The sequence below is a fragment of the Blochmannia endosymbiont of Camponotus sp. genome, assembly GCF_023586365.1.
Classification (GTDB): Bacteria; Pseudomonadota; Gammaproteobacteria; order Enterobacterales; family Enterobacteriaceae; genus Blochmanniella.
This window is the reverse complement of the sequence record NZ_CP097759.1, coordinates 192,482-216,034: the sequence shown is the minus strand read 5'-3', so window position 1 is coordinate 216,034 and position 23,553 is coordinate 192,482. Positions and strand designations below refer to the sequence as shown.

Genomic DNA, 23,553 nt, shown 5'->3' with positions numbered 1-23,553 from the left:
TTTTCACATATAATAATATTATGATAGAATGAAATAGGTGTTACTATGCGAGGGGAAAATATTTTATAAACATCAATAAATTTAAAATCTCTACAAGTACTCTATGATTTTATTCAGAATAAATATTTATCCCTATGATGTGATCAGAATAAATATTAAGTATACTATTGTATATTTAATATTTAATGATTCTACATGGCTTATATGTAGAGCATCCAATGAAAAATTTAAAAAATAGACTTAAAACATTTAATTCTATTACAAGAGATGACCGGTATATGATATTCATAGTATGAGTAAATCATGAATACTTGCGACAACCTTGCGAAACGAAAAATCATACAATTATTGTCTATCTCTTCTATAAGTTTATCGAGGTACGCGTCTAAATTTATATAAAAAATTATTTATTTAATCAGACAATAGTTAAGTGTATTGATATTGTCGATTTAATACATCATAATTTAAACATTGGAGTTTATTATACAGAATATGATGTAAAATGGCAGCGATTACTTTCTTATACATATTTATCAAGACACGCAATGAAAAAATTAGTCTATTATAATGCAACCAAATAGATTGCAATCCAATAACAAACATAGGATTTTATTATGACATAGATCTTATATTAATTACCTTTCTAAAGATAACCTAGTAATTATAGGAAACACGGCTAATGCTTACTAATAAAAATACAAATATTATAGCTAATTCTATCTACAAGAAAAATAAAGAAACTTTCTCTATCATTTTCTGAAAAAATATAAAATATTAATTATAAATGAAAAATATTTACCCTATTGAACATGCCAGGTTATATTATCATGAAAAATACATAAATATATATCATGGACTATACATACTTAAACATCAGGGTTATCAGAATTTTAAATTATCTAAAATTTCTGAGTTTTACTGGATAAAAAACAGTAAAATTAAAAATTACACGTATTTGTAGTCTTTATAGAACTAAAAATAATAAAGTATAACTCACAAAAATATGTCACAAGTATCTAAAAAAAATGATCATCGCAACCTTGCGAAACAACTACATTTATACCATACACAAAAAGATGCTCCCGGTATGGTATTTTGGCATCAAAATGGATGGATTTTATTACAAGAATTAAAAAAAATTATACGAACGCAACTTAAAGTGTATGAATATCAAGAAGTGAAAAGCCCTGCCATGATTAATCATACATTATGGAAAAAAACAGGCCACTGGGATAATTACCATGAACATATATTTACTACTTCTTCAGAAAGTCATGACTATTGTATTAAACCGATGAATTGTCCAGGACATATTCAAATTTTTAATCAGGGAATTAAGTCTTATAAAGATTTGCCTTGTCGTATAGCTGAATTTGGAAATTGCTATAGAAACGAACCATCTGGATCTTTACATGGACTCATGAGAACACGAGAATTCACCCAAGATGATGGTCATATTTTTTGTACAAAAACACAAATATTTGACGAATTGAACCATTGCATTAAGATGATGTATGATGTATATAATACATTCAGTTTTAAAAAAATTTTAGTAAAATTATCTACTCGCCCTACCAAACGAATTGGTACAGATTCGACATGGGATACGGCAGAACAACATTTATCTACTGCACTTCAACACAATAATATTTCATTTCAATATCAACCTAATGATGGCGCATTTTATGGGCCTAAAATAGAATTTGCTTTACTTGATTCTTTAGATAGAACTTGGCAATGTGGTACAATACAATTGGATTTTTCATTGCCAAATCTATTAAATGCACATTATATCGATCACCATAATAATCGCGTAGTCCCCGTAATGATTCATAGAGCGATCCTTGGTTCCATGGAACGATTTATTGGTTTAATAACAGAAGAATATGCAGGATTTTTCCCAACATGGTTAGCCCCAACGCAGGTTGTACTCATGAATGTCACTGATCAACAATCTGAATATATTTCTGTTATAGAAAAAAAACTAGTAAATAAAAAAATAAGAACAAAAGTAGACTTGAGAAATGAGAAAATAGGATTTAAAATTCGTTATTACACCTTACAACGCGTACCTTATATGTTAATTTGCGGAAATAAAGAAATGAACCAAAATACAGTAGCTATACGTACATATCGAGGCCAAACATTAAAAAACTGTAATATTGACATATTTATAAAAAAATTACTACGCGAAATTAACAGTTACAGTCTTCATCAAATGGAGGAATAACATATTATTAAATCCGCAAAAAAAATACAATCAATACGATTAAATCGTATTAATAGAGAAATTAGTGCTAAAAAAGTCCGTCTAACCGGAGTAGACGGAAAACAAATTGGTGTGGTTAGTTTATATGAAGCGCTGAAGCAATCCGAAGACATCGGTCTTGATTTAGTTGAAGTTAGCCCTAATTCCGATCCACCTGTGTGTAGAATTATGAATTACGGTAAATTTTTATACGAAAAGAATAAGTCTACGAAAGAACAAAAGAAAAAACAAAAGGTGATTCATGTTAAAGAAATAAAATTCAGACCAGGCACTGATGAAGGAGACTATCAAGTCAAATTGCGTAATTTAATTAAATTCCTTAATGGAGGGGATAAAGTCAAAATCACCTTACGTTTTAGAGGAGGAGAGTTGGTACACCACCAACTTGGCGCAAAGATATTGTACCGAATACGTCATGAATTACATGAGTTAACAACAGTAGAATTTTTCTCTAACAAAATTGAAGGGCGCCAAATGACTATGATTTTAGCGCCAAAAAAGAAATAATAATTTATAGTATCTATATACTAGCGTTAGCACATATAATTAAAAATTATAGAGATTAGCTTATGCGTAAAATTAAAACACTTCAAGCAGCTAGCAAACGATTTAAAATAACAGCTTTAGGGAAATATAAACATAGACATGCTTATATGCGACATATTTTAACAAAGAAATCTACAAAACATAAACGTCATTTACGTCACAAATCTATACTCCCTAAAATTTATGCAACTACAATTATGAAGTATTTACCATACATATAGATTAATGTTGTCTTAATTATTAGGTCAAACTTCAATATATGCCATCGCTTACATTACTAGGAGAGTAATACATATGACACGCGTAAAAAATAGTGTAGTAGCCCGCGCTCGCCATAAAAAAATTTTAAAACAAGCAGCTGGTTACTATGGCGCAAGATCACGTACTTATCGTGTTGCCTATCAATCAGTTATAAAATCTGGACAATATTCTTATCGCGATCGTCGTCAGAAGAAACGTTTATTTCGTCGATTGTGGATTAGCCGCATCAACGCCGCATCACGTAAATATGGCATGTCTTATAATTACTTAATCCATGGATTACAAAAATCTGATGTGTGTATTAACAGAAAAATGCTTGCTGATATAGCTATTTTTGATAAAAAGACTTTCTCTGCCTTAATCGATAAAGCAAAGATTAATCTCGAACATACATAAATCTACTCAATCAGAAATACATGTTTATGAAATATTAAATTCATAATAATAATACAACAAAAATTGGTATTAATAAAATTTAATAATTAATACAATTAATCAAATTAAAAATATCACGCAACTATTAATTATATATATTAAATTAATAAAAACAGCACTATATAAATATAGTGACACGAGGGTATTTATGTCATTAGATCTGGTAAAAAAATTAGTTATACTAGCAAAATCAAATATAATGCAATCTAATAATATAGATGCGTTAGAAGCAATACGTATTAAATTTTTAGGCAAAAAAGGATACCTGAATCAACATATTAAAAATATTAATGATACCCCATCAGATATTAAACCTAAATTAGGCGCAGCTATTAATCAAGCCAAAAAAGATATATACACATTATTTATTGAACAAAAAAATATTTTACAATCAAAAAATATAAAAAACACCTTAATCACCGATACATTAGATGTTACTTTACCAGGACGTTTATCGGATATAGGGACACATCATCCAATAACAAGTACTATAAAACGCATGAAGATTTTTTTTAACACTTTAGGATTCTCCATAATACATAGTCCAGAAATTGAAGATGATTATTTTAATTTCGACTCCTTAAATATTTCTAAATATCATCCTTCCCGAGATGAACATGATACCTTTTGGTTTGACGAAAAACGTTTACTTCGTACACACACCTCCGGCGTTCAAATACGTGCAATGACTAATAAAACTCCCCCAATTCGTATCATTTCTTTTGGACGAGTATACCGCAAAGATTACGATCAAAATCATACACCTATGTTTCATCAAATGGAAGGATTAATGGTGGATTCTCACGTTAACTTCAGTTATCTAAAAAAAATATTGTATGATTTTTTATATAACTTTTTTGAAAAGGATATTATTTTACGTTTTAGACCGTCTTATTTTCCATTTACAGAACCATCGGCGGAAATAGATGTAATGAAACAAGAAACTGGAAATTGGTTAGAACTTTTAGGATGCGGCATGGTACATCCCAAAATATTACATCATGTTGACATTGATACAAAAAAATTTTCAGGATTTGCCTTTGGAATAGGAATAGAACGATTAACAATGCTGCAATATAACATTGACGATATACGAGTTTTTTTTAAAAATGATTTACAATTTCTTGATCAATTTAAGCAATATAAGGATATTTAAATGAAATTTAGTGAAATGTGGATACGCGAATGGACAAATCCACCCATTAGTAGCATTGAATTAGCTGATCAATTAACCATGGCTGGATTTAAAGTTAATGAATTAAAACCTGTTACTAATATTTTCTATGGAATAGTTATTGGTGAAATTGTAGAATGCAAAATACATCCTAATTTGCATAATGCATGGATAACAAAAGTCAATAACGGTGATGATGAATTATTAAATATTGTTTGTGATGCTTCTAATTGTCGTAAAAATATTCGAGTAGTTGTTGCTAAAATAGGAGCAATATTACCAAATGGACGTAAAATTAAATCAAAAACGATACAAGGTAAACAATCAGAAGGGATATTATGTTCTTTCTCAACATTAGGAATCATTAATCACACAGTAGGTATAATAGAATTGCCTGTAAATGCGCCTATTGGAGAAAACTTTTATAACTATTTACGTCTTAATGATAATATTATTGAAATCAACATTACTCCTAATAGAGGAGATTGTCTTAGTATAATCGGAATTTCTAGAGAAATAGCAGCTATAAATCATTTAAAATTAAAAAAAATAAAAATAGAATCAATTATTCCAACAATTAATGATACTATCCCTATTTCTATTGAAGCTCCGGATGCATGCCCGCAATACTTAGGAAGAATTTTAAAAAATATTCATGTTACCGCCCCCACGCCCTTATGGATAGCAGAAAAATTACGTCGCTGCGGAATCTGTGCAGTTAATATAGTTATAGATATTGTTAACTATGTATTACTAGAACTAGGACATCCGATTCATGTGTTTGATTATAAAAAAATTGATGGTAACATAATACGTATACGTATTTCCGAAATCGGAGAAATTCTGACATTATCTAATGATAATTATTTAAAACTATTCCCAAATACAATAGTCATCTCTGATTGTAAAAAACCATTATCAATCGCTGGAACAATCACTCCAAATAAATATTCTATTTGTTCTGAAACTCGTCATATAATGTTACAATCTGCTTTTTTTACTCCGTCTGTTATCGCGAGTCAATCCGCTTTATATCATCTGCATGATCCTTATTCCTTTCGTTATGCACGAGGAGTCGATCCAAGTATATCTAAATTAGCTTTAGATCGTGTCACCTCATTATTAATAAAAAGCTGTGGTGGTTATCCTGGTCCGATAATAAACATAACTCACAAAAGTATGTTGCCAAAACCTACCAATATTATATTAAATCGAGATAAATTAGACAAAATTATTGGATTTCGTATCTTAGATTCAGAAATCACACATATTTTAAAACGACTTGGTTTTCAATCAGAATTTTTAAACAACAGCTGGAAAATACTCCCACCAACTTGGCGTTTTGATATTTCTATAGAAGAAAATTTGATAGCAGAAATAACACGTATTCATGGATATAACAATATCCCTCGTGTTTCTCTTTTCACAAACTTAATAACAGATCGGTCCCATCCATCAACCATACCGTTATCAAGAGTAAAAAATTTATTAATAGATCGCGGTTATCAAGAAATAATAACATATAGTTTCGTAAGTTATGATATTCAAAAATTATTACACCCACAAAAAATTCCATTAATTTTAAAAAATCCAATTACGTTAGACATGTCTACTATGAGGCTATCTTTATGGTCTGGATTAATCAAAACAGTAATATATAATCAAAATAGACAACAAAAACAAATTAAATTATTTGAAAGCGGTATATGTTTTATTCCACAAAAAAATTCTGAAAATCAAGTAAATCAAAATTTGATGATAGCTGGTATACGATCCGGACTCAGATTTAATGAACACTGGGATCTGAAAAAAATATATCCAGTAGATTTTTACGATATAAAAGGAGATGTAGAAGCTGTATTAAACATAACTAATAAGTTACATTATGTTAGATTTAAAAAATATACACATCCCGCACTACATTCCGGGCAAAGTGCAGCAATTTATTTGAAAAATATATGTATTGGATATATTGGAATGATTCATCCTACTATACAAATGAAATTAAATTTACGTTCACAGGCGCTCGTCTTCGAATTGTCGTGGAATATGATTTCTCAATTTATATCATCTAAAATTACTACCATTTCTAAATTTCCTAAAAATTTCCGTGATATTTCTATAATCGTACCAAACAAGGTAGCCTCAGAATCTGTCATTACTGAATGTAAAAAAATTGCTAACGAAGATCAATTAATTGACATCAAGTTATTTGATGTTTACAAAGGCCAAAATATTGCAAAAGGTTTTAAAAGTTTTACTATTAGATTATTTTTACAAAGTAAAACCCATACTTTAAAAGAAGAAGAAATTTCTGATATTGTTAACAAATGTTCGATAATTTTGAAAAAACGTTTCCACGGCACCTTGAGATGATAATATTTGTATTGTTATTATTATCGTGTTTAAATCCTGTTTTCATATTATTCTAACGAAAATGATCAATAAATGAGTTGTAGATCAATGTATTGCATATATATATATATATATATATATATGCCCTTTAATTCTTGTAATCGCTTAACCTTTCAAGAATAAAAAAACTCGTATACTACACATAGTAGATATGCATATAGATAATTAATGCTATATATATATAGCATTAATTATCTAAAAAAATAAAAATACCTATATCTTGTCTTAAAATTCATTGAATAAAGATTTTAAATTTATATAAAAAATATTTAACTGTTTTATATATAAAATATAATATCTCTATCATAATAGATAATATATTTTATTGTAATAATATTTAAAATAATGATGAAACTTATATTCATTACCATTCATTGAACTATTTGTGTTCGTTATATATAATTTATAAATTAAAAAATATATATAAAAATTTGTTTTCAATGCTGATAATTTAATAAAAAATAATTTAATAATGACTATTATTAGTGATAGTATAATTGTATTTCAGATATAAGATTTGCGCTTAAATATTAAGTATTGACAAAGGAGAAGCTATGTGTTCTTTGCGATTATTATTATCTGACTCTTACGATCCCTGGTTTAATTTATCACTTGAAGAATATATTTTTAAAAACATACCTAAAAATCAATCTATACTATTTTTATGGAGAAATCAAAATACAGTAGTTATAGGACGCGCTCAAAACGCATGGAAAGAATGTAATACTCGTCGTATGGAACGAGATGGAATTAAATTAGCTAGAAGAAATAGCGGGGGCGGCGCTGTGTTTCATGATTTAGGCAACACTTGTTTTACTTTTATTTCTACTCAAGAACATTATGATAAGAGCGTGTCCTATAATATAGTTTTGAATGGATTAAGTTATATTGGAATTCAGGCTATTATTTCTGGGCGAAATGATATTGTCATACGTACAGCGAATGGAGAACGTAAAATTAGTGGGTCTGCATATCGTGAAACATCTGGACGTAAATTTCATCACGGTACATTACTTTTACACGTTGATATTGATAAACTCGCTTATTATCTTAATCCAGATTTTAAAAAATTAAAAACCAAAGGGATTACCTCTATTCGATCAAGAGTTGCTAATTTAAATGAATTCAAACCTGGTATTAATCACCAAGAAGTATGTCGAGGATTAACAGAAGCATTTTTCCAGCATTATGGTATGAGAGTAAAACCAGAAATATTATCTATAGATAATTTCTGTAAAATCCCAGAATTTTTTCAACAATTCAGCAAACAACGTGACTGGAACTGGAATTTTGGTAGCGCTCCTGCATTTACGCATCAATTGGATACCCGTTTTGATTGGGGCAGCGTAACATTACATTGCGACATAGAGCGTGGAATCATTCATCGTAGCCACATTTTTACTGACAGTTTAGACCCAGGTCCTTTAGAAATATTAGCAGCAAAATTAGTAGGTATCCCATATAACAGTAAAAGCATTCTACGTTGCTGTAAAGAATGGATGCAAAGCTGGCCTCAATACAAAAAAGAATTATCAGAGGTTTCTAATTGGTTAATCAAAACAATATCTTAATTCACTGTTAATTTTGACTGAGCTCTAATTTTCGTTAAGTTTTTAAGATTTTTAACATAATTACATATATGTGATTATATGTATTAATTATAACTAGATTCATATGAAATATCTGCGATTAATTTTTTAAAATTAATCACTTATATATGCTACTATAATATGTTATATTATAGTAGGAATCTTCAAATTAGTTGCATTTTTACTATTTAAAATAGGAAAATCAATGGTAGAAGGATACTATAAAACCTGTCTTTATGCACAATTTTATTAAAATAGATACTGCGCTAAATTTCAAATAATCATTACATGTGCATGGAAATTTATAAAAATGAATATATGATGATAAATTATCATTCTAATATAATTAGATATGTAGAGTCATATCCTTACGTACACATTTTTATAATTTTATATGTATTTATGCAATCAAAAACAATTGAGTATTTACTATGATAAATAGTTGCATAATAAATTCAAAGGAATTTATCATGAAAAATGATGTCAAAAAAATTATACACTGCATATCCAAAAAACATATTTCTTGGAATGGCCTAACACTAACTGATGCGGCAGCGCAACAAATTCTTCACTTAAAAAATAAAGATCCTAATATATTAGGATTAAAAGTAACCATAAAAAAATCAGGATGCGCAGGATTTACATATCTCATGGATAAAGTTATGTCATTAGACGATAATAACCTAATGTATGAACGTAACGGCGCTAAATTATTCGTGCCACTATACGCCATGCCATTTGTCGATGGAACCGAATTAGATTATGTACGAGAAGGATTAAATCATATGTTTAAATTTAATAATCCTCAGGCTCAACATTCCTGTGGGTGCGGTGAAAGTTTTAGTATTTAAAAAACAGGTATTATTATGATACGCAATAACTCTAACATATATAATGTTAACAACAATTTATCTAAGAATAATAATTCGTATTATAAAGAAGGGTTTTTTACTACATTAAATAATGAAGAACTCAAGCAAGGTATTAATAAAGATATAATATACGCTATTTCAAAAAAAAGATTAGAACCCAAATGGATGCTAGAATTTAGGCTTTCAGGTTATTATGCTTGGTGTAATATGAAAGAACCGCATTGGTTAAAAGGGAACTATCAAAAACTTAACTATAATTCCTATAGCTATTTTTCTGCTCCGGCATGCGCAACTACACAAAAAACCCATAAAATACAAAAAAATACAAACCCTTTTTTAAATAAATCAAAATACTTAACCAAAGAAGTAGAACAAACCTTTAACAAATTAGGAATCCCAGTATATGAAAAAGGAAACGTAGCGGTTGATGCTATATTTGACTCAGTTTCTGTATCTACTACATTCCGTAATACTTTACTAAAAAAAGGTATTATTTTTTGTTCATTTCACGACGCTATTCGAGATTACCCAGATTTGGTACGCCAATATTTAGGAACTGTAGTATCTTTTAAAGATAACTTTTTTGCCGCACTTAATGCTGCGGTTGTGTCTGATGGTACATTTGTATATATTCCTAAAAATGTACGTTGTCCTATGGAATTATCAACTTACTTCCGTATGAATTCTAAAAAAACCGGACAATTTGAACGTACTATTTTAGTTGCAGATACAGGTAGCTATGTGAGCTATATTGAAGGATGTTCGGCGCCAATCCACAATAATTATCAACTTCACGCAGCAGTTGTGGAAGTGATCGTACTAAAAGATGCTCAAGTAAAATATTCAACGGTACAAAATTGGTTTTCTGGCAACCAAAACTCTCAAGGTGGCATTTTAAACTTCGTTACTAAACGAGCGCTATGTTCTGGAGAAAATGCTAAAATGTCGTGGACTCAATCTGAATCTGGCTCTGCTATCACTTGGAAATATCCTAGTGTAATTTTAAAAGGAAAAAACTCTATTGGAGAGTTTTTTTCAGTCGCTGTTACCAATGGTACACAACAAGCAGATACTGGAACAAAAATGATTCATATAGGAGAAAATACGCGTTCAACCATTATTTCAAAAGGCATTGCTCTTGGAAACAGCCAAAATACTTATCGAGGACTAGTTAAAATTATGAAAACTGCTTCAAATTCACGCAATTTTACACAGTGTGATTCTATGTTGATAGGTAAAAAATGTAGTTCTCATACCTTTCCTATCATTGAATCACATAACAATCATTCACAGTTAGAACATGAAGCTACAACTTCACGTATCAGCGATAATCAACTGTTTTATTGCCGGCAACGCGGAATTAATGAAGATGATGCTATTTCTATGATTGTAAATGGATTTTGCAAGGATATATTTTCTAAATTACCTTTAGAATTTTCTGTAGAAGCACAAAAATTACTAGAAATTACTTTAGAACACAGCGTTGGATAAAATTTATAATGCAAGCACTTGCCTTAATCATAGTCATTCAAAACAGGAGAAGTCGTGATGCTATTAATAAAAAATTTGAATGTCAACGTAAAAAGTATATCTATTCTAAAAAAATTAAATTTAGAAATTAATCCCGGGGAAATACACATCATCATGGGACCTAATGGATCAGGAAAAAGTACATTATCTGCCACATTATCTGGTCAAAAAGATTATGTTGTTACTAATGGAGAAATATTATTTAAAAATAAAAATTTATTACTCTTGAAGCCAGAAGAACGTGCAGGAGAAGGAATTTTTGTAGCATTTCAGCATCCAGTAGATATTCCAGGAATCAGCAATCAATCATTTTTACACCACGCCGTTAATGCTGTACGTAAATATAGACACCAACCTCTTATGGATCGGTTTGATTTTACCCAACTCGTTCAAAAAAATATGACATTATTAAAAATGCCTAATGACCTTTTGACTCGATCAGTAAACGTTGGATTTTCTGGAGGAGAAAAAAAACGTAATGATATTCTTCAAATGATGATGTTAGAACCATTACTATGTATTCTTGATGAAACAGATTCTGGTTTAGATATTGATGCAATAAAAATTGTTTATAATAGCCTTAATATATTAAGCGATAAAATACGTTCATTTGTCATTATTACGCATTATCAAAGAATTTTAGAATATATTAAACCGGATTATGTTCATATTCTACATAAAGGTCATATTGTAAAATCTGGTGATATCTCTTTAGTCAAAAAGCTTGAGGAAAAAGGCTATGGTTGGTTGTCTGGATAATAAAAATCGAGTATTAAACGAATGGTACGAATTATTTAAACAAAAAAATAATATTAATTCAAATTTGTCACATAAATATTGGGAACGTATTAAAATACTTGGATTACCGAATATTAAAAAGGACAATTGGAAACATACTGCATTTGAAGAATTTTTAACATATAATTTTGAATTTTCTAAAAATTTTGAATTAAATACACCGCAATATGAAAAATTAAGTTTTCCAATAGATGCTTATCGCTTAACATTTATCAACGGTCTATTTTCACCTGAATTAAGTGATAAAAATATTGATCCATGGATCCTCAAAATCAATCGTAATCCCAATCGGCATAATATGACTGATCCCATTCAACCAGAAATATTTTTATATCTAACTGAATACTTAAGTGATGCAACAATACAGATAAATTTACCTACAAAAAAAATAACAAAAAAACCATTATATTTACTATATATTAATGAAGGATCTAACATAAAAAATAAATTAGTTACATCTCATTATCATCACCATCTTCAAATTGGGCACGATTCTAACACATGCGTCATAGAACATTTTATTAGTATAAATAAAAACGGTCATTTCAGTGGCGCCCGTATGTCTATGACAACAGGAAAACGATCTAAATTAGATCACGTCAAATTAATATGTGAGAATAATGCAAGTTATCATATAGCACATAATGATATTAATATAGGACAATTTTCAAATGTAAACAGTAGTATCTTTGTTATTCTTGGTCCTAAATTTACATCTCATCAAACCAGCGCTCAAATCAATCACGCAGGATCATCTTTATCATTAAATAGTTTACTTTTTCTATCAGAACAAGATATTGGAAACATATGCACTTATTTAGAACACAACAATCAAGAATACGCATCAAGCAGGCAATTACATAAAATAATAGCATGTAATTACAGTACTGGTGTATTTAATGGGCTAATAAAAGTAAATCCAGATTCTATAAAAACTGATGGAATAATGATAAACAATAATTTATTGTTAAACCAAGATGCAACTATTAATAGTATACCTAAACTTGAAATTTACTCAGACGATGTAAAATGCAGCCATGGAGCAACAATAGGGCACATTGATACCGATCAGCTATTTTATCTAAGCACACGCGGTATTCCAAAAAAAGATGCTTTAAGAATGCTTATTTATGCTTTTGCTATTGAAATTATAGGATCACTTGAAAATACTATGTTACAGAATATTGTATTGACGAAAATCAATAAAGCTTTAACAAGGATCATAATATGATAACTTATCCTATAGAAAAAATTAGATCAGATTTTCCTATACTGAACCGAATGGTAAATCAATACCCTCTTACTTATCTGGATAGCGCCGCATCTTCTCAAAAACCTAATATTGTCATAGACTCACAAACTCATTACTATCGTAATGAGTATGCTGCCGTGCATCGAGGTATTCACACGTTGAGTATTGAATCAACTAATCAAATGGAAACAGTACGCTTATATATAGCTAATTTTATTAATGCATCTAAAGAAGAAATTGTTTTTGTCAAAAGTACTACTGAAGCTATTAACTTAATTGCCAACAGTTGGGGACACAATTTTATAAATTATGGAGATAATATTGTTATTAGCGAAATGGAACACCATGCCAATATCGTTCCATGGCAAATATTATCAAAACATAAAAAAATTATATTACATTATATACCATTAACTCCTAACGGTACATTAGATATATCCAGATTATCCAAAATTATAAATAATCGTACTCGACTCTTATCGATATCACATATTTCTAATGTTTTAGGAACAATTAATCCATTAACAGAAATAATTAGTATAGCACGAAAAAAAAGTGACACTCTAATCTTAATAGATGGCGCACAAGGCATCGTACATCAATCAGTAGATGTACAAAAATTAGATTGTGATTTTTATGTATTTTCTGGGCATAAAATATACGGGCCTTCTGGTATTGGCATTATGTATGGAAAAAAAGAATTACTTCAAAAAATGCCCCCATGGATAGTAGGAGGCGGAATAGTGCGAAATGTAAGTTTAATTCAAGATACAACATTTATAGATTCTCCTTGGAAATTTGAATCAGGATCTCCTAATATTAGTGGTATCATAGGATTAGGCAATGCTATTAAATACATCAATACAATAGGTGTTGACAAAATTTATAATTACGAAGATCAATTAATGTGTTACGCTGTAGACACATTAAAAAAAATTCCAAATTTAATGCTATACGGACCAAGTACACGAGTTGGTATTATTGCTTTTAATTTAGGAACGCATCACTCATATGATATTGGGATGTTATTAAATCAATATGGCATTGCCATACGCACAGGACATCATTGCGCAATACCTATTATGAATTATTTTAAAGTACCAGGTATGTGTCGCGCATCATTAGCCATGTACACAAACAAAGAAGATATTGATCGTCTAGTACATGGACTAATTAAAGTGCAATATTTACTGAACCAATGAACAATTATTCTAATAACGATGACAAAGTTTCCAACAAAAAACCAATTATTAAAAAATTTCTTAAGTTGTATTAATTGGGAAGAAAAATATATATATATAATTGATCTTGGAAAGTTATTACCTGCATTCCCAGAAAATATGCGTACACAAAAATATTTAATCTCTGGGTGCCAAAGCCAAACATGGATTGCTTTGATTACTTCTACAGTACCTCATGAAAAGTCGATCAAATTATATGGATATAGCGATTCTTCTATCGTTAAAGGAATCATCACGATAATATTCAGCTTATATCAAGGATTAAGTTTACAAGAAACCGCCAACTTTGATGTTAAACCCTTTCTAATAAATCAATTACAATTAAAACAAAACTTAAGTATGTCCCGATCTCAGGGAATACACTTGATACTAGACTCTATACGATCCCAAGCCGAATCCTCTCTGTAAACTATAACCCATCTCTCATTTTAAATATTATTTATAATATAATCTAACTAATAAATGGATGCTGCATTATTATTTACTTTTAAAGGATTCTTACACATATATACTTTTCTCCACATTTTTTCCCATTACTTATGATAAGAAGTAATTTGATTGTCAATACGTTGATTAGCTCGTGCTGCTTCATTTTTCGTTTTCTCTATTTCAGGGCGCAAAACATCAATGTCATTACTTATTTGATCAATTCTCTCGTTTAAATCATGTACTTCAGAAGACAATTCTTGTATTTTAGTTGTGCTCGCACAATTAACCAACACAAAAGAACTTAAAATAACGACAGAACATATTAATCTATTACGATTCATCTTTAATACTCTCCTATATTAAACATACTTTAGTAATTTCACTTATATAAAAAACACAACTAGTAGATAATTATTTATTAGTTTTTAACAAACACTCCACTATTGTATCATATTAATTACGTTACATTGATCATCTGATCATAAAACAATAGAATCAATTTAAATCAATATAAGGATTAAGTGATAATCTTTTTAATTAATTCCTTTCCTACATATAAACAACATCTTACTATCATTTTAATCTGATACGTTTATCGATAACTAATGCGTTCTAATGGACTTGAACCATCGACCTCTACCATGTCAAGGTAGCGCTCTAACCGCCTGAGCTAAGAACGCACAACAATATAATTTTAATAATCCATCCCCTCAAATAGACTGTATTATTATTAATTGGCATTATCCATTTCTTACCGTCCTACAACCTAACCAGAATGATTTACTAAAAACCACACTTATACATGGTAAAATACATGTAATTCTATCATACGTCAAATGTTTTAAGAATATCTTATGTTACAAAAGTGTGTTTTCGATCTCATCGATTTAAAAATCATTTCAAAGTGATATTTAACAAAAAAGAGACATATGCTATAATAACATTATATATAATTTAAAATAATATTAAATAGTATTTGAAAAATATGTTTTCAGGTATTATACAAGCTGTTGTTCCAGTTCATACAATTTATGAAGCAACCAATTCTAAAACATATACAGTTATATTGCCCACGTATCTGCTCTCAAATTTAAAAATTGGCTGCTCTATATCAAATAATGGATGCTGTTTAACTGTTATTGCCATGAAACATAATTTAGTTAGTTTTAATGTAATACATGAAACATTAAAATTAACTAATATGAGTATATTAAAATCAGGAGATTTAATAAATATAGAAAGATCGATTGGTTATCATTCTGAAATTGGTGGGCATTTAATGAGCGGACATATTGATTGCACTGGGAAAATTATAAAAATAATTACTTCAAAAGATAACAAAATAATATGGTTTAGTATAAAAAAAAAATACCTTAAAAAATATGTCTTACAACAAGGATCAATTGGTGTAGACGGAGTAAGTCTTACAGTAAGTAAAATATTCAATAATTATATACGTATTTGTTTAACTCCATACACTGCAATACAAACAACGCTTGGCGGAAAAAAAATAGGTAACATAGTAAATATTGAAGTTGACATTATCATAAAATCTGTTATAAACAGCTTTGAAAGGACGTTGTCCATTATTAATTTTCAAAAAAAATAACTAATGTTTATCAACATACGAGGTTTTATGAACACAAATTAATATATGATAAATTAATCAGGATTTATGTTAAATCATTAAATACTTCATCTACATTGAAAGAAATAAGATTCACATAATTGAACCCCCATTAAGTATAATGTAAACTTTTAACACAAATAAAACATGAACAATGCAATAGAAAAAATTAAAAATCAAATCAAAGAAAATCCTATCGTTTTATACATGAAAGGTACACCTAGTGTTCCTAAATGTGGCTTTTCATCAAAAGCCGCGCAAATCTTATCTACTTATACTCAATCATTTTTTTACGTTGACGTATTGATTCATGTAGATGTTAGAAGCGCTCTTCCAATATTTGCTAATTGGCCCACTTTTCCTCAATTATGGGTAGAGGGAAAATTAATAGGTGGGGCTGACATCATAATCAACATGAGTCACAGCGGTAAACTAAAAACTCTCATTGATCAGGTTAAACTAAAACATAATTTAAATTATACAAATACATAAAATCTATATAAACATAATAAAAAATATATTTTATATTTAAATTTATAACTCTTCTTTATAGCGAAAGAAGAGCGTAAGCAAATACCGAGTTATTTTATAATGACATTAAGACTCAATACAACAAGGAGTTAATGGCCAACCACCAAGTCTCTTCCATTTATTTACCAATTCACAAAATAACATCGCGGTTCGTTCAGTGTCATATAATGCAGAATGTGCTTTGTTTTTATCAAAACAAACACCCGCGCGTTCACACGCCTTAGCTAATACAGTTTGACCGAATACTAATCCACTCAAAGTAGCTGTATCGAACATAACAAAAGGATGAAATGGATTGTTTTCCATAAAACTTACGCGTTCTATTGCTGCCATTAAAAAACTATGATCAAAAAAAGCATTATGCGCCACGATAATAGCACGACTACACTCTTGAGTTTCAATACCCTGGCGCACCATTTCAAAAATTTCATGCAACGCTTCTTGCTCTGTCACTGCAGCTCTTAAAGGACTATTTAAATCAATTCCATTAAACGCCAATGATTCTGGCTGAATAATAGCTCCAGGAAATGATTTAATATGAAAATTAAGAGAACCATCCACATATAGCCAACCGTATTCGTCCATTTTAAGTGTAACAACAGCAATTTCCAATAAAGCATTAGTATTAGCATTAAGACCTGCAGTCTCTACATCAACTACAACTGGATAAAATCCGCGAAATCTTGCTCGAAGAGTATTGTGATCATCTTTACAAATCATTTTATTATGAGATATATTACATTACATAAACAGTTAATACTACCATAAATTCTAATTACATTTTCATATTTATCGTGTAAAAATGTTTGTTTGAATATTTTATTCAAAATTAAAAAATAACTATTTTATTAAAACAACGTATTTTTTTATCTAAGACAGAATCTTATATAAATATGTCTTAAATTAAAATATTTATTTCTTTTTAAGATAGTCACGTATGCTGATACTCATTATTTAATCACTACAAGATATTAAAATCTGCAACAAACAAACTACAATTTATTTATATAAAAATAAATGCTTATTAAGTATTTACATAACTCATAAAAAAAATAACGAACAACACCAAGTTGATTTATAAAAACACATTTCTTTTAGTAATTTAATTGTTTGCAATCGAACTTCTGAAACTAATATTGTAACATAAATAACTAAACAAACAATTTTTTTTAAATAATTATTTTACTACAATTATAATTTTTACTTATTATATATAAGTATATTCCATTCAATAAATTATTTTTAATACAAGTATTAAAAATAATTTACATACAATAATAAATGTATGTTATACTTTAATGAATTAAATTATACATAATAACGTATCTAATTGATAAACTATGATAACAATCGTTATACAATAATTTTTATTAAATTATATTAAAAATCATATTATGGATGCGATTATCGCTATAATCACACGTTTATATATTATTATCCACTTGTCTAAAACAAACAAAATATCTAAAATAAAGTAAACTCAATTATAAGGAAAGGAAAATTGGAATCACCATTAGGATCGGATTTAGCACGCCTTGTAAGAATATGGCGTGCTTTAATTGATCATCGTTTAAAACCTTTAAAACTTACACAAACACATTGGATTACATTGCATAATATTTGTCAATTACCTCCGGAACAGTCTCAAATACAATTAGCAAAAGCCATAGGAATAGAACAACCATCTTTAGTACGCACACTCGATCAACTTGAAGAAAAATCACTAATTATAAGACATACTTGTGTGAATGATCGACGAGCTAAGCGAATTAAATTAACTGATAACGCTAAACCTGTTATTAATGAAGTAAATCGTGTTATTTCTACCACTAAAAACGAAATTTTTAGCGGAATTAGTCATGAGGAAACAATTTTTCTAAATAAAATTATCTCTAAATTAGAAAAAAACATTATAAATTTACATAATAAAAATTAAAAAATATCATATACTTAAAAACATACATATCTTTTAACAACATTAAATAAACTTTTATATCTTATTTTCAAGATATCATATAAGCATGTATGCGATATATATATTGTGAAATACGCTGAACTATATCATCATTCATCAATTAAATAAACAATGACTCTTTGTTGACTTACATAAGTATGTACCTGAATATTTATCAATAAATTAAACTTTATTATAAGAAATTAAAACTAATAGAACTACTATTACAGACTTTGTAGTACTGCTTGTTTATTTAAATATAAACAAAAATGTGTTATTATCTTTTGCAACAACCAGTATAACACCATATTTTATGCTAATAAAAAAACCTAACATTTCTAATATCAGACGAGAATATACATCTGGACAACTGCATCATGCAGATTTGACTACTCAGCCTATTCAGTTATTTTCAGTATGGCTACATCAAGCGTATTTTTCAAAAATACCTGATCCTACCGCAATGTGTTTAGCTACAGTAGATCACACTGGTCAACCCTATCAACGTGTGGTGTTATTGAAGAATTTTACTAATCAAGAAATGATATTCTATACTAATCTTAGTAGTCGCAAGGCTATGCATTTAGCCAATAATCCAAAAGTTAGTTTATGTTTTCTTTGGAATATTATAGATAGGCAGGTAATAATAACAGGGAGTGCTAATAAACTTCCAGAAAAAGAAGTATTAAAACATTTTTATACACGCCCAAAACACAATCAAATTAGCGCATGGATATCTAATCAATCTAAAGTTATTTCCTCTAAAGATTTACTAGAAAACAAATTTTTAGAATTCAAAAAAAAACATCTCCATAAAAAAGTACCATTCCCCGAATTTTGGGGCGGATATAAAATTAATATAAATAGCATAGAGTTCTGGCAAGGCGGAACACATCGATTACATGATCGATTCATATATCAACGATATAAACATACATGGCGTATTTACCGTTTATCTCCGTAATTACAATTACAATTTCAGTGAATTTATAATATATAAAATATAACTAAACTTAATAAAATATTATTAACTTTTTATAAATACACATAAATACTCTTGATTGCTATACTAAAACTATACTTGTATGAATAATAAAAATATTAATATAATACAACATTTATATGAACGTGATTTAATAGCACAAATTACAAAGCAAGAAGCATTAATTAAAATATTACAATCAAAATCCATTACTTTATATTGCGGGTTTGATCCGACATCTGACAGCCTACATATAGGCCACTTAGTTCCTCTGTTATGTTTAAGACAATTTCAAACATTTGGGCATCGCCCTATAATTTTACTAGGAGGGGGTACTGGATTGATTGGAGATCCAAGTTTTAAAGACTCGGAACGAAAACTCAATTTAATTGAAACGGTACAAAAATGGATAGAAAAAATCAAATGCCAAGTATCTTTATTCGTAGATTTTTCTCACAGTCAATATTCGCAAGCTTGTATAGTTAATAATTACGACTGGCTATCTTCTATATCTCTCTTAACCTTTTTAAGAGATATTGGTAAATTTTTTTCTGTAAATAAAATGATAAATAAGGACGCTATAAAAAAACGGTTACAACAAAATAATTACGGGATTTCTTATACTGAATTTTCCTATAATTTATTACAAAGTTATGATTTTACTTATTTACATAAAAATTATGACGCAATACTGCAAATTGGGGGTTCTGATCAATGGGGCAATATTATATCAGGTATTGATTTGATACGTCGCATATATAAAAGAAGCACTTACGGTCTAACCATGCCTTTGCTGACCAAAGCTGATAACACTAAATTTGGAAAAACAGAAAACCATACTATATGGTTAGATGCAAAAAAAACCAGCCCTTATACATTTTATCAATATTGGATCAATACTTCTGATAAAGAAGTATATCGTTTTCTTAAATTTTTTACTAATATCGATATAGATACAATTAATATTTTAGAAAAAGAAGATAGCATGAAAAATAAAAAACCACAAGCTCAAATTATATTAGCAGAAGAAATTACCCGATTAGTTCATGGAAAATCAGGGTTAAAAACAGCTCAAAAAATTACTAGCAATCTCTTTACAGGGCAAATACATAAACTCACTTTAGATGATTTCAAACAACTATTTCAAGATGGCGTACCGACCATACTGCTGAAAGCAGGTATTACATTGCAACAAGCATTGGTAGAATCTAAATTAGTAGCGTCTCGAGCACAAGCACGAGAATTGATTTCATCTAATAGCATCACTATAAACTCAAAAAAACAATTAAAAACAGAATATATTTTTTGTGCCACCGACAGATTATATGATCAATTTACATTATTAAGACGTGGAAAAAAACACTATTGCTTAATCACATGGGAATGACCTAGTTTAGATCCAATATATATTATGTATATAACTATCTATTTTGTTTGAAAATATAAATGTAATTTCATACAATTCTCTATTACACTATGCGAGTACTTTGATTATATCACTTCTACTATAATATAGATCATTTTTTTCCCTTAAATTCACACAAATCTTTAATCACACAAACACGACAATTTGGTTGTCTAGCTCGGCAAACATTCCTACCATGCAGTACTAACCACTGATGACAGTTTCTTTGAAATTCTTTTGGTACTACCGACAATAATTTTTTTTCTACAGACAAAACATTATTTCCTACCGCAAAACGACTGCGATTACAAAATCTAAATACGTGTGTATCTACTGCAATTGTAGACCAACCGAAAACTAAATTTAAAATAATATTAGCAGTTTTACGTCCAACTCCAGGTAAAGATTCTAAATCAACACGATTTGACGGTAATATACCATTGTATTTTCCTACCAACAAACTACAAGTTTCAATAATATTTTTAGATTTAGTATTTGATAAACCAATAGATTTAATATAATTTTTGACCCCATCGATACCCAAACGCAACATACCTTTTGGTGTATTAACTGCTTTAAACAAACTCTTTGTCACTTTATTAACTTGTACATCACTTGTTTGTGCCGACAGTAATACTGCGATCAATAACTCAAATTCCGATCGATAAACTAATTCAATAACCGGATGAATATTATTATCCCGTAATTTGCATAAAATCCGATAACGTTTAACGTGATTCATTGAATGCACTAAATTATTTTATAACGTTTTATTAAAGATACTTATAATATTTATTATCACTCAATCTACTTATATTATTCAGTTCTAATAATAATTAGAACACTTCTGAAGAACTAATCATATTTTCTGGGCAAACCCACGAGTCAAACTGTTGATCATTGACATAACCCAATTGTAACGCAGCTTCCTTTAAACTTAACCCTTCCTCATGCGCCTTCTTAGCAATTTCTGCTGACTTATCATATCCAATATGCGGACTCAACGCAGTAACCAACATCAGTGAACTATTGAGTAATTCTTTAATTCGTTCATGCTTCGGTTGAATCCCTACAATGCAATATTTATGAAAACTTTCTATACCATCCGCCAGTAAACGTACCGATTGTAAGAAATTATATATAATCAGTGGCCTATATACATTTAATTCAAAATGTCCAGATGCACCTCCAATATTTATACTAACATCATTCCCCATAATTTGAGAACACAACATAGTCATAGCTTCACATTGCGTTGGGTTAACTTTTCCAGGCATAATCGAGCTACCTGGTTCATTTTCAGGAATACTTAATTCACCTATACCACATCGAGGGCCAGAAGATAATAAACGCACATCATTAGCAATTTTCATCATAGAAACGGCTAAACCCTTCAAAGAGCCATGACTGTGCACCAATGCATCACATGTCGATAACGACTCAAACTTATTTGGTGCACTAACAAAATTATATTTAGTAATAGATGATAATACCTCAACAACACGGCCGGCATATTCCGGATGAGTGTTTAGACCAGTCCCTACTGCTGTTCCGCCTAACGCTAATTCACACAAATGAGGTATAGTAATTTCTATGTGGGCTATGTTATGCTGCAGCATAGATACCCAAGCAGAAATCTCTTGTCCCAAAGTCAGTGGAGTAGCATCTTGAAGATGGGTACGACCAATTTTAATAATGTTATTAAATTCAACAGATTTATCAAATAAAGTTTTTTTTAACATCTTAACTTTAGGTATTAATTGCTCATTTAAAGTAACTACCGCTGCAACATGCATTGCGCTAGAGAAAACATCATTGGAACTTTGGCTTTTATTAACATGATCATTTGGATGAATAAATTTTTTATTTGCATTGTGTTCGCTGCTTAATAATTCATTAGCTCGATTAGCTAAAACTTCATTCATATTCATATTGCTTTGAGTCCCAGATCCAGTTTGCCAAACTGATATTGGAAATTCGTCCTTATGTATTCCAGATAGTACTTCATCTGCTGATTGAATAATTGCTTGAGCCCGTTCACAATCTATCAGTTTCAAATCATAATTTACTTGTGCTGCCGCCATCTTGATTTGGGCCAACGCTTTAATTAACGAGAAAGGAATTTTTTCACTAGAAATATTAAAATATTTTAATGCACGTTGTGTTTGCGCCCCCCATAATCGATCGTTCGGTACTAAGATTGCACCCATAGTATCCTTTTCAACACGCATCGCCATAATAAT

General features: G+C 29.4%; 22 protein-coding genes and 1 tRNA gene. 18 read left to right on the top strand and 5 right to left on the bottom strand.

What is annotated here, in order from left to right:
* Positions 1–1,003 precede the first annotated feature (1,003 nt).
* From thrS to sufE, 13 genes are all read left to right on the top strand, one after another.
* Entirely contained in the window at positions 1,004–2,230 is a 1,227-nt protein-coding gene (thrS, locus tag M9407_RS00890) for a threonine--tRNA ligase (protein WP_250237288.1), read from the top strand.
* A gap of 6 nt (positions 2,231–2,236) precedes the next feature.
* Complete coding sequence (infC, locus tag M9407_RS00885) at positions 2,237–2,776, top strand: translation initiation factor IF-3 (protein ID WP_250237439.1); 540 nt, start codon at positions 2,237–2,239, stop codon at positions 2,774–2,776.
* A 62-nt stretch (positions 2,777–2,838) separates the two neighbouring features.
* Positions 2,839–3,036: a 50S ribosomal protein L35 gene (gene rpmI / locus M9407_RS00880; protein ID WP_250237287.1), complete on the top strand. Its 198-nt coding sequence runs from the start codon at positions 2,839–2,841 to the stop codon at positions 3,034–3,036.
* A 73-nt stretch (positions 3,037–3,109) separates the two neighbouring features.
* Positions 3,110–3,472, top strand: coding sequence for a 50S ribosomal protein L20 (gene rplT / locus M9407_RS00875; RefSeq protein ID WP_250237286.1), 363 nt, complete (start codon positions 3,110–3,112; stop codon positions 3,470–3,472).
* 187 nt (positions 3,473–3,659) lie between these two features.
* Entirely contained in the window at positions 3,660–4,667 is a 1,008-nt protein-coding gene (pheS, locus tag M9407_RS00870) for a phenylalanine--tRNA ligase subunit alpha (RefSeq protein ID WP_250237285.1), read from the top strand.
* Positions 4,668–7,061, top strand: a complete 2,394-nt coding sequence (gene pheT / locus M9407_RS00865; RefSeq protein WP_250237284.1) for a phenylalanine--tRNA ligase subunit beta — start codon at positions 4,668–4,670, stop codon at positions 7,059–7,061. It begins immediately after the preceding gene.
* Between the two features lie 593 nt (positions 7,062–7,654).
* Positions 7,655–8,671 (top strand): lipoate--protein ligase, encoded by a 1,017-nt coding sequence (locus M9407_RS00860; protein ID WP_250237283.1) that lies wholly within the window; start codon positions 7,655–7,657, stop codon positions 8,669–8,671.
* A gap of 488 nt (positions 8,672–9,159) precedes the next feature.
* Positions 9,160–9,540 carry a Fe-S cluster assembly scaffold SufA gene (gene sufA / locus M9407_RS00855; protein ID WP_250237282.1) on the top strand — a complete coding sequence of 127 codons (381 nt, stop codon included), beginning with the start codon at positions 9,160–9,162 and terminating at the stop codon, positions 9,538–9,540.
* Positions 9,541–9,555: 15 nt separating this feature from the next.
* A complete protein-coding gene (gene sufB, locus M9407_RS00850; RefSeq protein ID WP_250237281.1) occupies positions 9,556–11,052 on the top strand; it encodes a Fe-S cluster assembly protein SufB in 1,497 nt (498 codons plus the stop codon).
* 57 nt (positions 11,053–11,109) lie between these two features.
* Positions 11,110–11,850, top strand: a complete 741-nt coding sequence (gene sufC / locus M9407_RS00845; RefSeq protein WP_250237280.1) for a Fe-S cluster assembly ATPase SufC — start codon at positions 11,110–11,112, stop codon at positions 11,848–11,850.
* Positions 11,831–13,120: a Fe-S cluster assembly protein SufD gene (gene sufD, locus M9407_RS00840; RefSeq protein ID WP_250237279.1), complete on the top strand. Its 1,290-nt coding sequence runs from the start codon at positions 11,831–11,833 to the stop codon at positions 13,118–13,120. The genes sufC and sufD overlap by 20 nt, the downstream gene beginning before the upstream one ends.
* On the top strand, positions 13,117–14,343 hold the full coding sequence (locus tag M9407_RS00835) for a SufS family cysteine desulfurase (RefSeq protein ID WP_250237278.1): 1,227 nt from the start codon (positions 13,117–13,119) through the stop codon (positions 14,341–14,343). Before sufD ends, M9407_RS00835 begins: the two co-directional genes overlap by 4 nt.
* Positions 14,344–14,361: 18 nt before the next feature.
* A complete protein-coding gene (gene sufE / locus M9407_RS00830; protein WP_250237277.1) occupies positions 14,362–14,790 on the top strand; it encodes a cysteine desulfuration protein SufE in 429 nt (142 codons plus the stop codon).
* Positions 14,791–14,915: 125 nt separating this feature from the next.
* Here the strand turns inward: sufE and M9407_RS00825 are convergent, their stop codons facing one another.
* Together M9407_RS00825 and M9407_RS00820 are read right to left on the bottom strand one after the other, a co-directional pair.
* Positions 14,916–15,152 carry an LPP leucine zipper domain-containing protein gene (locus M9407_RS00825; protein WP_250237276.1) on the bottom strand — a complete coding sequence of 79 codons (237 nt, stop codon included), beginning with the start codon at positions 15,150–15,152 and terminating at the stop codon, positions 14,916–14,918.
* A 265-nt stretch (positions 15,153–15,417) separates the two neighbouring features.
* Positions 15,418–15,491 (bottom strand) — tRNA-Val (locus M9407_RS00820).
* A 305-nt stretch (positions 15,492–15,796) separates the two neighbouring features.
* Between M9407_RS00820 and M9407_RS00815 the strand changes: the two genes are divergently transcribed.
* Positions 15,797–16,420, top strand: a complete 624-nt coding sequence (locus M9407_RS00815) for a riboflavin synthase subunit alpha (protein WP_250237275.1) — start codon at positions 15,797–15,799, stop codon at positions 16,418–16,420.
* 165 nt (positions 16,421–16,585) lie between these two features.
* Entirely contained in the window at positions 16,586–16,930 is a 345-nt protein-coding gene (grxD, locus tag M9407_RS00810; RefSeq protein WP_250237274.1) for a Grx4 family monothiol glutaredoxin, read from the top strand.
* Between the two features lie 105 nt (positions 16,931–17,035).
* Here grxD and rnt read toward each other — a convergent pair whose 3' ends face one another.
* Complete coding sequence (gene rnt / locus M9407_RS00805; RefSeq protein ID WP_250237273.1) at positions 17,036–17,689, bottom strand: ribonuclease T; 654 nt, start codon at positions 17,687–17,689, stop codon at positions 17,036–17,038.
* 781 nt (positions 17,690–18,470) lie between these two features.
* Between rnt and slyA the strand changes: the two genes are divergently transcribed.
* From slyA to tyrS, 3 genes are all read left to right on the top strand, one after another.
* The gene (gene slyA / locus M9407_RS00800) at positions 18,471–18,905 is read left to right on the top strand and encodes a transcriptional regulator SlyA (protein ID WP_250237272.1); all 435 of its coding nucleotides are present in this window, start codon (positions 18,471–18,473) and stop codon (positions 18,903–18,905) included.
* Positions 18,906–19,236: 331 nt separating this feature from the next.
* Positions 19,237–19,887 (top strand): pyridoxamine 5'-phosphate oxidase, encoded by a 651-nt coding sequence (gene pdxH, locus M9407_RS00795; RefSeq protein ID WP_250231011.1) that lies wholly within the window; start codon positions 19,237–19,239, stop codon positions 19,885–19,887.
* Between the two features lie 121 nt (positions 19,888–20,008).
* Entirely contained in the window at positions 20,009–21,292 is a 1,284-nt protein-coding gene (gene tyrS, locus M9407_RS00790) for a tyrosine--tRNA ligase (RefSeq protein WP_250237271.1), read from the top strand.
* Positions 21,293–21,422: 130 nt separating this feature from the next.
* Here the strand turns inward: tyrS and nth are convergent, their stop codons facing one another.
* The gene (gene nth / locus M9407_RS00785) at positions 21,423–22,052 is read right to left on the bottom strand and encodes an endonuclease III (RefSeq protein ID WP_250237270.1); all 630 of its coding nucleotides are present in this window, start codon (positions 22,050–22,052) and stop codon (positions 21,423–21,425) included.
* Between the two features lie 94 nt (positions 22,053–22,146).
* A complete protein-coding gene (fumC, locus tag M9407_RS00780) occupies positions 22,147–23,547 on the bottom strand; it encodes a class II fumarate hydratase (RefSeq protein WP_420022290.1) in 1,401 nt (466 codons plus the stop codon).
* Between the last annotated feature and the right edge of the window lie 6 nt (positions 23,548–23,553).